Annotated in this window: 13 protein-coding genes; 6 read left to right on the top strand and 7 right to left on the bottom strand. The window is 66.8% G+C overall.

The window, feature by feature from the left end:
- Nucleotides 1-64 precede the first annotated feature (64 nt).
- A complete protein-coding gene (gene hisN, locus AC5Y46_RS20525; protein ID WP_499946369.1) occupies nucleotides 65-850 on the bottom strand; it encodes a histidinol-phosphatase in 786 nt (261 codons plus the stop codon).
- 23 nt (nucleotides 851-873) lie between these two features.
- Between hisN and AC5Y46_RS20520 the strand changes: the two genes are divergently transcribed.
- Nucleotides 874-1,233, top strand: a complete 360-nt coding sequence (locus AC5Y46_RS20520) for a hypothetical protein (RefSeq protein ID WP_499946368.1) — start codon at nucleotides 874-876, stop codon at nucleotides 1,231-1,233.
- Here AC5Y46_RS20520 and AC5Y46_RS20515 read toward each other — a convergent pair.
- The 3 genes from AC5Y46_RS20515 to AC5Y46_RS20505 are packed head-to-tail and all read right to left on the bottom strand — an operon-like array spanning nucleotide 1,217 to nucleotide 4,983.
- Nucleotides 1,217-2,029, bottom strand: a complete 813-nt coding sequence (locus AC5Y46_RS20515) for a slipin family protein (protein WP_499946367.1) — start codon at nucleotides 2,027-2,029, stop codon at nucleotides 1,217-1,219. The two genes, AC5Y46_RS20520 and AC5Y46_RS20515, sit on opposite strands and share 17 nt — an antisense overlap.
- Entirely contained in the window at nucleotides 2,026-2,649 is a 624-nt protein-coding gene (locus tag AC5Y46_RS20510; RefSeq protein WP_499946366.1) for a hypothetical protein, read from the bottom strand. Before AC5Y46_RS20510 ends, AC5Y46_RS20515 begins: the two co-directional genes overlap by 4 nt.
- A 3-nt stretch (nucleotides 2,650-2,652) precedes the next feature.
- Entirely contained in the window at nucleotides 2,653-4,983 is a 2,331-nt protein-coding gene (locus AC5Y46_RS20505) for a nitric-oxide reductase large subunit (protein WP_499946365.1), read from the bottom strand.
- 231 nt (nucleotides 4,984-5,214) lie between these two features.
- On the opposite strand from AC5Y46_RS20505, the gene AC5Y46_RS20500 reads away from it, so the two are divergent.
- From AC5Y46_RS20500 to AC5Y46_RS20490, 3 genes are read left to right on the top strand one after another with little or no spacing between them, the layout of a single operon-like run.
- Nucleotides 5,215-6,012, top strand: coding sequence for a universal stress protein (locus AC5Y46_RS20500; RefSeq protein ID WP_499946364.1), 798 nt, complete (start codon nucleotides 5,215-5,217; stop codon nucleotides 6,010-6,012).
- Between the two features lie 23 nt (nucleotides 6,013-6,035).
- Nucleotides 6,036-6,686: a hypoxia response regulator transcription factor DosR/DevR gene (gene dosR, locus AC5Y46_RS20495; protein WP_499946363.1), complete on the top strand. Its 651-nt coding sequence runs from the start codon at nucleotides 6,036-6,038 to the stop codon at nucleotides 6,684-6,686.
- Nucleotides 6,679-8,379, top strand: coding sequence for a GAF domain-containing sensor histidine kinase (locus tag AC5Y46_RS20490; protein ID WP_499946362.1), 1,701 nt, complete (start codon nucleotides 6,679-6,681; stop codon nucleotides 8,377-8,379). The genes dosR and AC5Y46_RS20490 overlap by 8 nt, the downstream gene beginning before the upstream one ends.
- Here AC5Y46_RS20490 and AC5Y46_RS20485 read toward each other — a convergent pair.
- The 3 genes from AC5Y46_RS20485 to AC5Y46_RS20475 form a co-directional block, all read right to left on the bottom strand.
- On the bottom strand, nucleotides 8,359-9,372 hold the full coding sequence (locus AC5Y46_RS20485; protein WP_499946361.1) for an Acg family FMN-binding oxidoreductase: 1,014 nt from the start codon (nucleotides 9,370-9,372) through the stop codon (nucleotides 8,359-8,361). The two genes, AC5Y46_RS20490 and AC5Y46_RS20485, sit on opposite strands and share 21 nt — an antisense overlap.
- A 124-nt stretch (nucleotides 9,373-9,496) precedes the next feature.
- Nucleotides 9,497-9,925 (bottom strand): pyridoxamine 5'-phosphate oxidase family protein, encoded by a 429-nt coding sequence (locus AC5Y46_RS20480; protein WP_499946360.1) that lies wholly within the window; start codon nucleotides 9,923-9,925, stop codon nucleotides 9,497-9,499.
- Nucleotides 9,922-10,911: an Acg family FMN-binding oxidoreductase gene (locus AC5Y46_RS20475; protein WP_499946395.1), complete on the bottom strand. Its 990-nt coding sequence runs from the start codon at nucleotides 10,909-10,911 to the stop codon at nucleotides 9,922-9,924. Before AC5Y46_RS20475 ends, AC5Y46_RS20480 begins: the two co-directional genes overlap by 4 nt.
- A gap of 191 nt (nucleotides 10,912-11,102) precedes the next feature.
- Between AC5Y46_RS20475 and AC5Y46_RS20470 the strand changes: the two genes are divergently transcribed.
- Both AC5Y46_RS20470 and AC5Y46_RS20465 read left to right on the top strand, forming a co-directional pair.
- Nucleotides 11,103-11,306 carry a hypothetical protein gene (locus AC5Y46_RS20470; protein WP_499946359.1) on the top strand — a complete coding sequence of 68 codons (204 nt, stop codon included), beginning with the start codon at nucleotides 11,103-11,105 and terminating at the stop codon, nucleotides 11,304-11,306.
- A 10-nt stretch (nucleotides 11,307-11,316) separates the two neighbouring features.
- Nucleotides 11,317-12,894 (top strand): FAD-binding oxidoreductase, encoded by a 1,578-nt coding sequence (locus tag AC5Y46_RS20465; RefSeq protein WP_499946358.1) that lies wholly within the window; start codon nucleotides 11,317-11,319, stop codon nucleotides 12,892-12,894.
- Nucleotides 12,895-13,134: the final 240 nt, after the last annotated feature.

Below are 13,134 nucleotides of genomic sequence, written 5' to 3'. Positions count from 1 at the left end.
GGTCGTTGGGGCGATGCGAATAACCGTATCTTACTCCGGAGTAAGATAGATAGCGCCGTGTTAGCTAATTCACAGCGGTGCGCAGGCTGTTCAGCACGCGGTCATGCAGCAGACCGTTGGTCGCGACCGCGCTGCCGCCGTGCGGTCCGGCGGCGCCGTCCAAACTGGTGAAGCGACCGCCGGCCTCGCGCACCACGATGTCCAGCGCGGCCAGATCCCAGACCGACACTTCCGGCTCGGCGGCGATGTCGACGGCCCCCTCGGCCAGCAGGCAATAGGACAGAAAATCGCCGTAGGCGCGCACCCGCCAGACCGCGTCGGTCAGTTCGAGGAAGTTGTTGCGAAGTCCCAGTGCTGCCCACCCGGACAGGCTCGAGAACGACAGGCTGGCCGAATCCAGTTCTGCCACAGCCGAAACCGACAGCCGACGGGGTGCGGCGTCGTTGGCCGACGCGAACGCGCCCTGGCCGTGCGCGGCCCACCACCGGCGCTGCAAGGCGGGAGCACTCACCACGCCGACGACCGGGACGCCGTCCTCGAGTAGCGCGATCAGGGTGGCCCACACCGGAACCCCGCGCACGAAGTTCTTGGTGCCGTCGATCGGGTCGATCACCCACTGCCGTCCGCGCAACGTTGCCGTCCCGCCGAACTCCTCGCCCAGCACGTCGTCGCCGCGCCGCCCGACCGCGATCGCTTCTCGCAATTCGGTTTCCACGGTGCGGTCGGCGTCGGTCACCGGGGTCAAATCGGGCTTGGTGTCGATGTGCAAATCGAGTGCGCCGAAGCGGTCACGGGTCAAGGCGTCGGCACGGTCGGCCAGCGCCAGTGCGAACTGCAGGTCTTCGCCCATGTCAGCAGTCCTACCATGGCCTTGTGTGGGAATTCATGGTGCTGCTGTTGCTGGTGGCCGTGCTGTTGGCGCTCATCGTGCCGCGGTTCATGCGGCCAGGGCCGCGAGGCGCGCTGGCCAGCGGCACGCTGCTGGTCACCGGGGTCAGCGCCGGGTTGCCCGATGACGGCGGACAACAGTTCGTCACGATTTCCGGGGTCATCAACGGACCCACGGTCAACGAGCACGCCGTCCATGGCCGCATGGTCGTCGGCGACGGCACGCCCTGGCCGGTGATGGGACAACAGCTTCCCGTCGTGTACTCACCGAACAATCCGGACAATTGGAGTTTCGCGCCGTCCGAACCACCCGGAGAAGCGCCCGAAATCAGTCGTGGTGATTGACGCCGGCGTTGTTGACGTTGTCGATCACGCCCCGCAACGCGTCCGGATTGCGCAGGAACGGCGTGATGATGTCGACGGGCAGCGGGAAGACCACCGTCGAGTTCTGATCGGCACCCAACTCCAGCAGCGTTTGCAGATAACGCAACTGCAGCGACGCCGGACTCTTGGAGAGGGTCTCGGCCGCCTCGCGCAGCTCCTCGGACGCCTGTAGTTCGCCGCGTGCGTTGATCACCTTCGCGCGACGCTCCCGTTCGGCTTCGGCTTCGCGCGCCATGGCGCGCTGCATCGACTCGGGGATCTCGACGTCCTTGATCTCCACCACGCGCACCTGCACACCCCACGGCTCGGTCATCTTCTCGATGATGGTGCGCAGGTCACTGTTGAGGTCTTCGCGATGGGCCAGCAGGGTGTCTAGGTCGACGCGTCCCAGCAGCGACCGCAATGTCGTCTGCGCGATCTGCGAGGTGGCCACCGCGTAGTTCTCCACTGCCAGAATCGCTTTCAGCGGATCGGTCACCGAAAACATGACCACGGCGTTCACTCGCGCCGGCACGTTGTCGCGGGTGATCACCTCCTGCGGCGGGATGGTCAAAGTCACCAACCGCTGGTCGACTCGGATCATCTTGTCCAACAACGGGACCAAGAAACGCAGGCCGGGCTGATACAGCGGTCGCACGTGACCCATCCGGAACACCACGCCGCGTTCGTATTCGCGCAGCACGGCCAGCGATAGCACGGCCAGCACACCCAACAGCACTATCCCGACGCCGGCAACCCCCAGCACCGCACCGGTCATGTCTTGTCCTCCTTGCCTTCCCAACCCCCCCAGCGGGTCGAATAGCGGTCGACCGCGGCGGCCACCTGATCCTCGATCGCGGTGCGGTGGGGCAGATGGTCCGGCGCGTTGGCCGGGGTGTTCCAAAAGTGGCGGGCCAGTGGCGCACCCAACAGCGCTACCACCACGATGGTGCCCGCCAGTACCAGCACGTCGGCCGCGGAATGATTGGCGATCAGCATCGCCAGCGGCAGCACGATCCCGAATGCGGCCACGCTGCAGGCGATTCCGCGGTGGAACCGGCCCGCTTCGGAATGCGGCCACGGATCGACGTCCCGGCTGATCTCCCGGCCGTGCTCGGAGGAGGTGCAGGACAATTTGACCGGGCAACTGTTGCACACCACCGGCAGCGCCCGGTAGCGCATCACCCGGTGCTTGGGATCGAACGACGTCGGCCACAGCCAGTGATCCTGCGGACACACCCAGGCGTCATGGTCCGGGCGGTAGCGGAACTGCCCGGTGCGCCAGGCCGCCGCCCGCGCCGAGGCGTGCCGTGCCATCGCGTCGAAGCACCACCCGACGGCCAGCAGTATCAGCGAGTAACCGGCAATCAGCCATACCGAGGTCGCGGGTGGTGCCACCGATCAGTCCTTCGCCACTGCCGGCTCCACCGTGGTGTTCTCGGTGTACAGCGGGTGCTCGGGCAGTTCCTCGACGGTGGTGCCGGACCGGAAGTTGCGCAGTGCCAGCAACGCGATCCACACGAACGGCAACACTCCGCCCACGATCAGGATCAGGTCCCCGGGCATCCGCAGCCACTCCAGCACCGCGTTGCCCGGCTTGGTGATGTAGCCCAGCGACCGCGCCTCGTAGTAGCCGTCGTTGACCGAGTGGAACAGTTGCATCACACCCAGCGGCAGCAGCGTGACGAACACCATCCAGGCCAGGCCGATGTTCATGCACCAGAACGAGATTCGGGCCAGCTTCTCCGGCCACTTGTCGGCCGGGATCACGTAGCGGAACGCGAACATGGCCAGCCCGACGGCGAGCATTCCGTACACGCCCATCATGGCCGCGTGGCCGTGGTTGGCGGTCAGCGCGGTGCCGATCTGGTAGTAGGACACCACCGGCAGGTTGATCAGGAACCCGAAGATGCCGGCGCCCAGGAAGTTCCAGAAGCCCACGGCCACCAGGAACATCACCGCCCAGCGGTGCGGGAACGGGTTGGCGTCGCCGGTCTGCTGGCGCGAACCCAACTGCAGGAACGCCCACGCCTCGACCGTCAGGAAGGTCAGCGGAATGACCTCGGCCGCGGAGAAGAACGCGCCGAGCGCCATGTGCTCCACCGGGGTGCCGGAGAAGTACAGATGGTGCATGGTGCCGATGACGCCGCCGGCCGAGTACAGGATGACGTCGAGGAAGATCACGCCCAGCGCGATGCGTTCACGCACCACTCCCAGCAGCACGAACATGTAGGCCACCATCACCGTGGTGAACAGCTCGAGGAAGTCCTCGACCCACAGATGCACCACCCAGAACCGCCAGAAGTCGGCGACGGTGTAGTGGGTGTCGCTGCCGGCCAGCAGGCCGACGGTGTAGAACACCGGGATCGCCAGTCCGGAGAAGAAGAACAGCCAGGGCATGTTCATCTTCGACTCGCCCTTGAGCCGGGCCCGCATGCCGCGCCAGATGATCGCGATCCACACGAACATCCCGACGATCAGCAGTATCTGCCACAGCCGCGGCAAATCCAGGTACTCCCACTGCTGGGAGAACAGCCCACCTTCGGGGATCACACCGTAGATGGACAGCGCCTCGGTGATCATCGATCCGAACACCACCAGCGCGACCGCGCCCAGCAGCACGTAAGCCAGCGTCGCCTGACGCTTCGGCTCGCGGCGGGCGATGAACGGCACCAGGAAGATCCCGCCGGCCAGGAAGGCGGCAGCGGTCCAGAACAAGGCCAGTTGCAGGTGCCAGGTCCGGGCCAGGTTGTACGGCAGTATGCGGGCCAGGTCGATGCCGAAGAACGTCGACAGGTCGGCCCGGTAGTGCTCGGCCGCCGCGCCCAGCAGCGTCTGCACCAGGAACAGCACCGCCACAACCGCGAAGAACCACACACAGGCCCGTTGAGCGGGAGTCAGGCCCACCTGCCCGGGTTGGCGGAACGACAGGGTGGACGACTCGGCGCCGTGCCAACCCACCTTCTGGCTCCACCGCCCGTAGACGGCGAACATGATGCCGATGCCGCCCAGCAGTGCGATCAGTGACAGCGCCGACCACACGATCACCGATGCGGTCGGACCGTTGTCGACGCGCTGCTCGGACGGCCAGTTGTTGGTGTAGGAGTACTTGTGGCCGGGGCGTTCGGCCGCCGCCGCCCACGCCGTCCAGGCGTAGAACGCGGTGAGCTGGCGGATTTGGGTCTTGTCGGTGATCAGCTCGGGCAGCAGGCCGTACTTGGTGGAGTTCTCCCCGAGTATCTCGGCGTAGTGATTCTGGATGTGGTCGAACGCCGTGGCCTGCCGGTTGGTGAATACCAGCGTCTTGTTTTCGGCGTTGTAGCGGTTGGTGCGGAATTCGTTGACCACCCGCTCACGCGGCTCGGTGACACCTTCGGCGCGGAATTGGTTCGCGACGTCGTCGGTGGCCATCCGCAGATAGTCGGCCGTGTAATCGGGGCCCAGATAAGCGCCGTGGCCCAGTACCGATCCGTACTCCATCAGACCGCGGGCCTGGTAGATCTCTTGACCTTTGGTGATGTCTTCCCCGGTGAACAACACCTGTCCCGACTCGGTGACCACCTTGTCCGGCATCGGCATCGCCGCCGTGTAGGTGCGGTAGGCCAGGATTCCCATCACGAAGAACCCGAAGATCATCACCAACGCGACGCCCTGAATCCACCCCCTGCCCACCAGTGGCTTCGGCGACGGATCACGCGGATTAGTGGAGGACGGGACTTCTTGCACAGCCATTCAGGGACTCCTGTCTGGACGGTGGGCTGGATTCGCCAGGCATCTCACGCACGGGCTGGGTGTGTGTGCCTATCAACATCCAATTCTGGATTCGGCACGCTGGCAAGAGGTCATCCCCACCCATTTTCCGGGACCAATGGCCCTGTCCCGGGGACCAATTCCTCTGTAAACGCCGTCCGCCCGGCAATACGTTCGGATTAGCCGAACGGATCGAAGTGAAGGGAGACGGCGATGAACAGCTTCGAAGCTCCGGCCGTCGTCGTCGGTATAGACGGGTCGAAGGCGGCGCTGCACGCGGCTCTGTGGGCGGTCGACGAGGCGGTCAGCCGCGACATCCCGCTGCGACTGATCTACGTCATAGACCCCGCGTACGCCTCCGTCGGCGATGACGTCGACGCGCGCCAGTCCGTCGCCCGTACGGCGCTCTATGACGCTTATCGGGCGGTCGAGGCGACGGGCGCGCTGGTCACGATGGAAACCGAAATCCTTTGGGGCAAACCACTGAACAAGTTGATGGCCGAATCGCGGTCGGCCGCGATGATCTGCGTCGGCTCGATGGGAGTCAATCACGCCCGGTGCGGCAAAGGGTCGGTTGCGGGTGCCCTGGCCGGGTCGGCGCTGTGCCCGGTGGCGGTGATCCACCGTGCGCCCGACGACGCGTCAACCCCCCAGATCGGGCGCGTCGTCGCCGAAGTGGACAATGGTTCCGTGTTGCGACACGCCTTCGAGGAGGCCCGGCTGCGTGAGGTTCCGCTGCGCGCCATCTCCGTGCGTGCTGCCTGCGCCCGGGGATCCGACGACGGAAGCCATTTGGCCCAAGCGCAATTGGATCGGCGGTTGGCGCGCTGGACCCGGCTGTATCCCGACGTCAGGATCGAGTCGGCCATCGTGGGTGGACATGCCGGCCGGTATATGGCCCACCACGGCGCTCCGGGGCAACTGTTCGTCACCGATGCCCACGCGGCGCAGGTGTGCAGCGTGTACAACGCGGGATCGTCGGTACTGACTGTGCGGTGCGGCAACTTGTAGTGACGCCAAAGGGGAGTGCAGCCTTGGTAAAGGTCTTCTTGGTCGACGACCACGAAGTGGTCCGCCGCGGACTGATCGACCTGCTGGGCGCCGACCCCGAACTCGACGTCGTCGGTGAGGCCGGTTCGGTCGCCGAAGCGATGGCCCGGATACCGGCGGCCAACCCCGATGTGGCGGTCCTCGATGTGCGGTTGCCGGACGGCAACGGCATCGAACTGTGCCGTGATCTGTTGTCCCGCATGCCCGAACTGCGATGCCTCATCCTCACCTCGTACACGTCCGACGAGGCGATGCTCGATGCGATTCTGGCCGGGGCGAGTGGCTACGTGGTCAAGGACATCAAGGGGATGGAATTGGCGCGCGCCGTCAAAGACGTGGGTGCGGGCCGGTCGCTGCTGGACAATCGCGCCGCGGCGGCGTTGATGTCCAAGTTGCGAGATGCCACCGAGCGGCCGGACCCGCTGTCGGGCCTGACCGACCAGGAGCGGACGTTGTTGAGTCTGCTCAGCGAAGGCCTGACCAACAAGCAGATCGCCGACCGCATGTTTCTTGCCGAGAAGACGGTGAAGAACTACGTGTCGCGGTTGCTGGCGAAGCTGGGCATGGAGCGCCGAACCCAAGCCGCGGTTTTCGCAACGGAATTGAAACGGTCCCGGCCGCCTGGCAATGGATAACGACATGCATCCGTTGCGCCAGACGCTGTCCGGGCTGCGTCTGCGTGAGTTGCTGGCCGAGGTGCAGGATCGGGTCGAACAGATCGTGGAAGGCCGCGATCGGCTCGACGGTCTGCTGGAAGCCATGCTGGTGGTCACCTCGGGGCTGGAAGTCAATGCCACCCTGCGCTCGATCGTGCACTCCGCGACCAATCTGGTCGACGCCCGCTACGGCGCACTGGAGGTGCACGGCCGGGACAACCGGGTGCTGCATTTCGTCTACGAGGGCATCGACCAGGAGACCGTCCGGCGTATCGGGCACCTACCCGAGGGTCTCGGTCTGATCCGGCTGCTCATCGACGAACCCAAACCGCTACGGCTGGACGATCTCTCGCAGCACCCTGCGTCGGTGGGTTTCCCGCCGAATCACCCGTCCATGCGGACCTTCCTCGGAGTTCCGGTGCGGGTCCGCGACGAATCCGTCGGCACCCTGTATCTGACCGACAAGACCAACGGGCAACCGTTCAGCGACGACGACGAGGTGCTGGTGCAGGCGCTGGCCGCGGCGGCGGGCATTGCCATCACCAATGCGCGCCTCTACCAGCAGGCCACCACGCGCCAGTCCTGGATCGAGGCCACCCGCGACATCGCCACCGAATTGCTCTCTGGCGCCGAACCTTCGACGGTGTTCCGGCTGGTCGCCGAGGAGGCGCTCAAGCTGACCGACGCCGATGCCGCCGTGGTCGCCGTACCGCTCGACGAGAGCCAGCCGGCCCTCGACGTCGCCGAGATGCTGGTCATCGAGACGGTCGGCAGCCCGGCGAATGCCGTTGCCGGAAAGACCATTCCGGTGGCGGGGTCGGCCGTCGGCGAGGTGTTGGTCGACAGCGCGCCGCGCCAGGTCGACCGGATCGACCTCGACGGCTTGGCCTACGCGGGGCCTGCTCTGCTGTTGCCGTTGCGCGCCGGGGACACCGACACCGTCGCCGGGGTGGTGGTGCTGCTGCGCCACGGCAGTCCGGGATCGTTCACCGACGAACAACTCGAGATGATGGCCGCCTTCGCCGACCAGGCGGCGCTGGCTCTGCAGCTGGCCACCTCGCAGCGCCGGATGCGTGAGCTCGACGTGCTCACCGACCGCGACCGCATCGCCCGGGATCTGCACGATCACGTGATCCAGCGCCTGTTCGCGGTGGGCCTGTCGTTGCAGGGCGCGGTGCCGCGCACCCGAGAACCCGAAGTGCAGCAGCGGCTTTCGGAGTCGATCGACGATCTGCAGGCGGTCATCCAGGAGATCCGGACCGCCATCTTCGACCTGCACGGGTCCTCCCAGGGCATCACCCGGTTGCGGCAGCGGATCGACGCCGCCGTCGGGCAATTCGGCGGATCCGGATTGCGTACCACGGTCCAGTACGTGGGTCCGCTGTCGGTGGTCGACGGCGGGTTGGCCGATCACGCCGAAGCGGTGGTCCGGGAAGCGGTCAGCAACGCCGCCCGGCACGCGCAGGCCGGCATGGTGACGGTGCGGATCAGGGTCGAAGACGATCTGTGCATCGAGGTCAGCGACAACGGCCGCGGAATGCCGCAGGATTTCACCGCCAGCGGCCTGACCAACCTGCGTCGACGTGCCGAGGAGGTCGGCGGCGACTTCTCCATCGCGAACCAGTCTTCCGGTGGCACGCTGTTGCGCTGGTCAGCGCCGCTCCTCCAATAGCGGCTCCTCCAGTTGCTGGCCGGGCCAGTCCACGACGCGGACCAGACGACGCCGCGGGGTGGCCGGGAGCGGGTCGGCGTTGATCGGGGCCCATCCCACCCGCAACAGCATCTGCGGAAAACCGCTGGCGCCGAACACATCTGAGCGCACTGCGGCACGGGTCTCGGGAATCTCCAACGGCTCGGTGATCGGACAGCAAGCCAAGCCCATCGCGGTGGCGCTCAACAGCACCACGCTGGTGGCCTCGCCCGCGCGCAACCGTGCCAGCCGGTCATCGCTTTCGGTGCCCAGCGCCAGCACTGCGGCGCTGTCGTCGGCCGGGGAGACGCCTGACGGTTGCGCCAGCCCGGCGCCGGCGAACAGCCGGCCTGGGATCGGGGCGTCGGGGTCCGACGGTGGAGCGTTGCGGGCCGGAACCCCAGCCACCGAGCCGTACCGGCCGCTCCATGTGGTGAGTTCCCGCATGTAAGCGTCGTCGGTCGCGTGGTCCCAAACAGCCCGCGCCACAATATCTTTCATCCGCTGCACGCTATCCACCTGGCGAAGCATCACCCCGCAGCGTGCGGCCCGGGCCGCCATCTGGGCGATATCGCCGCCCGGCACCGGCCAGGAACTGTAGGCACGCCGATCGGTGCGCCGCCGCGGAATGGCCGCCGCCAGTGCGATGTCGGTCTGGTCCGGAGCCTGTGGCACCACCTCGACGGTGGCCAGGTGGCGGGGATTGTCCGGGTCGGGCAGGCGGCTCACCTTGGCGTGCCAGCCCATCGAGGCCAGTGCCACCACGCAATGATGCAGCGCGACACCGCAACTGATGATCAGGTCGCGGCCGTCGGGATCGGTGCTCTGCAGCTGCATGTCGGGTTCGGCGAACAATTGCAGCGTGTCAGCGCCCACCCGCCAGCGCCACGGTTGCGTGTTGTGGATCGACGGCGCACGGGTGGCCAGGGTGAGAACCGTCCGCAGCGTGCCGGCATCCGGAAATGACACGTTCATGGTCGCCGGGCTCCTCCTGTCGATCACCGGGGGTCGTTCATCCAAGGATCGTCTGTCGATCACCGCGACGGCCAGAGGCGCAAGCCCTGGCGGCGAGGGACCTTTGGCCCTGCCCGCAACCGGCTTAGGTGACGGTCTCGTTGCCGTCGGGTTCCGGGCCGAAAACGAAACGGCGACCGGTGATGTCGGTGGCGACTATCCGCACGTAATTGGGCTTTCGGGTCGCGATCCACGGATACAGCCCGGCGCGATCGGCTTCCTGAATGTCCTTGTCGGCCTTCAATTGATGCGCGCGACCCCGCACGATCACACTCCAGCCTTCCGCGGCGTTGTGATCGTCGGCTTCGAAGACCACGGTGTGGTTCGCCACGGCGGAGAACAGTTTGGTGCCCTCGGCGGTGCGAAACAGGATGGTCTGGCCCTGCACCACGTAGTTCACCGGAAAGATTTCCGGTTCCCCGGCAAAGTTGGTCACCAGCCGGCCAAGCGCGGCGCTGCCCAGCAGATCCCAACTCTCACTTGTCGACAGGACGGTGAAGGGTTCGTCGGTCATCGGCTCAACCTATCTCCTGGGGCGTTGCGACGGACTTCGAAAACGGCATCCAGCGGATGCCGGGGTGTCGGTGGGGGAATGGGTTCCATCACCGGGGCGATCCCGACGCGAATCAGGACCTGCGGTTCGCCGCGTTTCCCGATCAGGTCGCGCACGATGTCTCGGCTCTCGTCGGTTTCGATCACATGAGTCAAGGTGCAGGTCGCCATGCCGGCCATGGTGCATTCGAGTAGCACCGTCGACAGTACTTCGCCGCACCTGAGTACGTCCGTCCTGGTGTCCTCGGGAGTGGACAAGACGACGATCTTCGACCAGTCCGCGGTCATTTCCCGACGCCGATCCTGGTGGCCGCGGACCGGGAAATCCCGTGCCACATCGACCCGGCGGCTTTCGGTGTCGGAGGCCAGCGCGGACGGCGGCACACCGTCGGACAAGACGAACGGCGAAGTCCACCAGTCGAGTTCGGCGTGATATGACGAGTCGTCGCGCCGCAGTGCTTCGGTGAGCCGGGACGCTCCGACCAAGCGGGGCCGCTGGTCGTCGTCGAGCACGTCGACCGTGGCCACCTCGTCGTCGACGATGCCGCGCAGCACCGGTTCGAACTGGTCCCAGAATGCCGGACGTGCGAACGGAAGCCGATCGGTGCGGCGCTGCAGGATGGCCTCGGCGCGGTTGCGCTGCGCCGGTGTGACGTGATCGGTCGGGCTGAAGTCCACGGCCGCCAGATGGCTCGGGTTGTTCGGGTTGGGAAAACGGGCGACGCCGGCTCGCCAACCGGCGGCATTCATCGCGACGCGCAGATGGTCGAGCGCCGCGCCGCAGCTGATGAGCGCTTCGCGGCCGGAATGGTCTGTGGCAGGCACAGTTCGGTCCCGATCGACGAACAAGTGGACGGTCGCATTGTCGGCCACGAACCGCCACGGCTGACTGTTGTGTACCGACGGAGCCCGGCCCGCCAGCAGGACCGCGTTCCGCAGGACTTCCATGTCCATGACCCCGACGTTACGGAGCGTAGCGCCTGGCCGGTAGGGGCTTTGGTCACCTCGGCCACGTTCGCATCGGAATCCGTTGCCGCACTGGCACTTCAGTTAGCTGCGGAAGTTGCCGGAATGGTTCACGGCGGTTTTCGGAGCGGTCCGACGTTTGCATTGTGGTGCCCACCTGGCATTCTGAACGGATGGCGGGCAAGGAAATCGATCCGATCCGGGCCAGGAGTGCGCTGGCGGTGATCAGGCAGAATCCGGGGATAGTGCTGTTCGCGGTGTCGCCGCTGATCGCGCTGGTGGCGGTCACCTGGGTATTCGCCGGCGCGGGCTGGGGCATCGCGCTGGCGCTGGTGCTGCTGGTCGCCGGCGGGGCCTTCGTCATGCTGCGGCGCTGACGCCACCGCCATGCGCTCGTGGTGGGGTTGGGGAACCCTCGAGCAAGCCCTCACCGAGCGGGAGACCAAGGATCTGGCGGCCCGGGTGGCGGCGATGCTGCCCGGCCACGACCTGACCGACCACCGCCCGCCCGACCCGGGCGCGCTCGGCTTGCCGGGTCCGCGGATCACCCCACCCGCGGCACTGGCCGCGCTGTGCTCGGCCCATGTGGTGGACCGGGTCGGCCACGCGCGCGGCAAGGCGTTTCGCGACGTCGCGCGCAACCTGCAGGGCACCATCGACCACGTTCCGGACCTGATTGTGCGGCCGCGACGCGAGCAGGATGTCGTCGATGTGCTCGATTGGTGTGGGCGCGAAGGGATTTCGGTGATCTCGTACGGAGGTGGCAGCTCTGTGGTCGGGGGAGTGGAGCCCCGTTTCGACGGACCCGCGATCACCCTGGACGTCAGCGCGATGAGCGCGGTCGTCGAAGTCGACGCGGTCAGCCGGGCCGCCCGCATCCAGGCCGGTGCGCTCGGGCCCTGGATCGAGGACCAGCTCCGGCGGCACGATCTGACGTTGCGGCACTTTCCGCAGTCGTTCGCGTTCTCCAGCCTCGGGGGTTGGCTGGCCACCCGTGCCGGTGGGCACTTCGCCACCCTCTACACCCACATCGACGACCTGACCGAGTCGGTGCGGGTGGTCACCCCCGCCGGGATCAGCGAATCGCGACGACTGCCGGGGTCGGGGGCAGGGCCATCCCCGGACCGGCTGTTCATAGGCTCCGAGGGCGCCCTCGGCGTCATCACCGAGGCGTGGATGCGCCTGCAGAACCGTCCCCGTTGGCAGGTCACGGCGTCGGTGGCGTTCGACCGGTGGGCCGGCGCGGTCGCCGCGACCCGCTCGATCGCGCAAGCCGGACTCTTCCCGGCGAACTGTCGGTTGCTCGACCCCGCCGAGGCGTTCCTCAACGCGGGCACCTCGGTGAGCGGCGGGCTGCTGGTGTTGGCCTTCGAGTCGGCGGACCACCCGATCGACCCGTGGCTCAACCGCGCCGTCGAGATCGCCGCCGAGCACGGCGGCACCGTCGTCGCCCGGCGCAGCCGCGACTCCGAGCCCGACCGGTCCGACGATGCTTCGGAGAGCTGGCGCTCGGCCTTCCTGCGCATGCCCTATCAGCGAGACGCCCTCGCGCGCCGCGGCGTCATCGCCGAGACGTTCGAAACCGCTTGCACCTGGGACGGATTCGATGCGCTGCACGCCGCGGTGACCGACGCCGCGCGGACCGCGATCGAGCGGGTCTGCGGTGCCGGAGTGGTGACGTGCCGGTTCACCCATGTCTACCCCGACGGTCCGGCGCCGTATTACGGCATCTACGCCGGCGGACGGTGGGGGTCGCTGGATGCACAGTGGGACGAGATGAAAGCCGCTGTGTCCGAAGCGATCAGCAGCACCGGGGGCACCATCACCCATCACCATGCGGTCGGTCGCGATCACCGTCCCTGGTATGACCGACAACGTCCGGGGCCGTTCGCCGCCGCACTGCGTGCGGTCAAGCAGACGCTGGACCCGGCCGGAATCCTCAATCCCGGAGTGCTACTGGGATAGTGGGGGCCTGCGTCGGCTGGTCTGCGGCGCTGGACGTTGCGTGTGAAGCCAGGGCGTTGCGTGTGAAGTCTGGGCGTTGGGTGTGAAGCCAGGGCGTTGCGAGTGAAGCCTGGGTGGAATCTTCACTAGAATCCCGCCCTGCTTTCACTCTGAAAGCCGTGTATTCACAATCAAAGCCAACGGTTCACACTCAAAGCCGACGATTCACACTCCGCAGCCGCGCGGGGCCGTGCGGATCTC

The organism is Mycobacterium sp. NGS59, from assembly GCF_059812345.1.
This window is presented reverse-complemented; position numbering and strand designations above follow the sequence as displayed.

Coding starts and splice junctions, on each gene's coding strand:
- hisN (WP_499946369.1), bottom strand. CDS start 850: ATGGGCGAAGACCTGCAGTTCGCACTGGCGCTGGCCGACCGTGCCGAC.
- AC5Y46_RS20500 (WP_499946364.1), top strand. CDS start 5,215: ATGAACAGCTTCGAAGCTCCGGCCGTCGTCGTCGGTATAGACGGGTCG.
- AC5Y46_RS20490 (WP_499946362.1), top strand. CDS start 6,679: ATGGATAACGACATGCATCCGTTGCGCCAGACGCTGTCCGGGCTGCGT.
- AC5Y46_RS20475 (WP_499946395.1), bottom strand. CDS start 10,911: ATGGAAGTCCTGCGGAACGCGGTCCTGCTGGCGGGCCGGGCTCCGTCG.
- AC5Y46_RS20470 (WP_499946359.1), top strand. CDS start 11,103: ATGGCGGGCAAGGAAATCGATCCGATCCGGGCCAGGAGTGCGCTGGCG.
- AC5Y46_RS20505 (WP_499946365.1), bottom strand. CDS start 4,983: ATGGCTGTGCAAGAAGTCCCGTCCTCCACTAATCCGCGTGATCCGTCG.
- AC5Y46_RS20480 (WP_499946360.1), bottom strand. CDS start 9,925: ATGACCGACGAACCCTTCACCGTCCTGTCGACAAGTGAGAGTTGGGAT.
- AC5Y46_RS20485 (WP_499946361.1), bottom strand. CDS start 9,372: ATGAACGTGTCATTTCCGGATGCCGGCACGCTGCGGACGGTTCTCACC.
- AC5Y46_RS20515 (WP_499946367.1), bottom strand. CDS start 2,029: ATGACCGGTGCGGTGCTGGGGGTTGCCGGCGTCGGGATAGTGCTGTTG.
- AC5Y46_RS20465 (WP_499946358.1), top strand. CDS start 11,317: ATGCGCTCGTGGTGGGGTTGGGGAACCCTCGAGCAAGCCCTCACCGAG.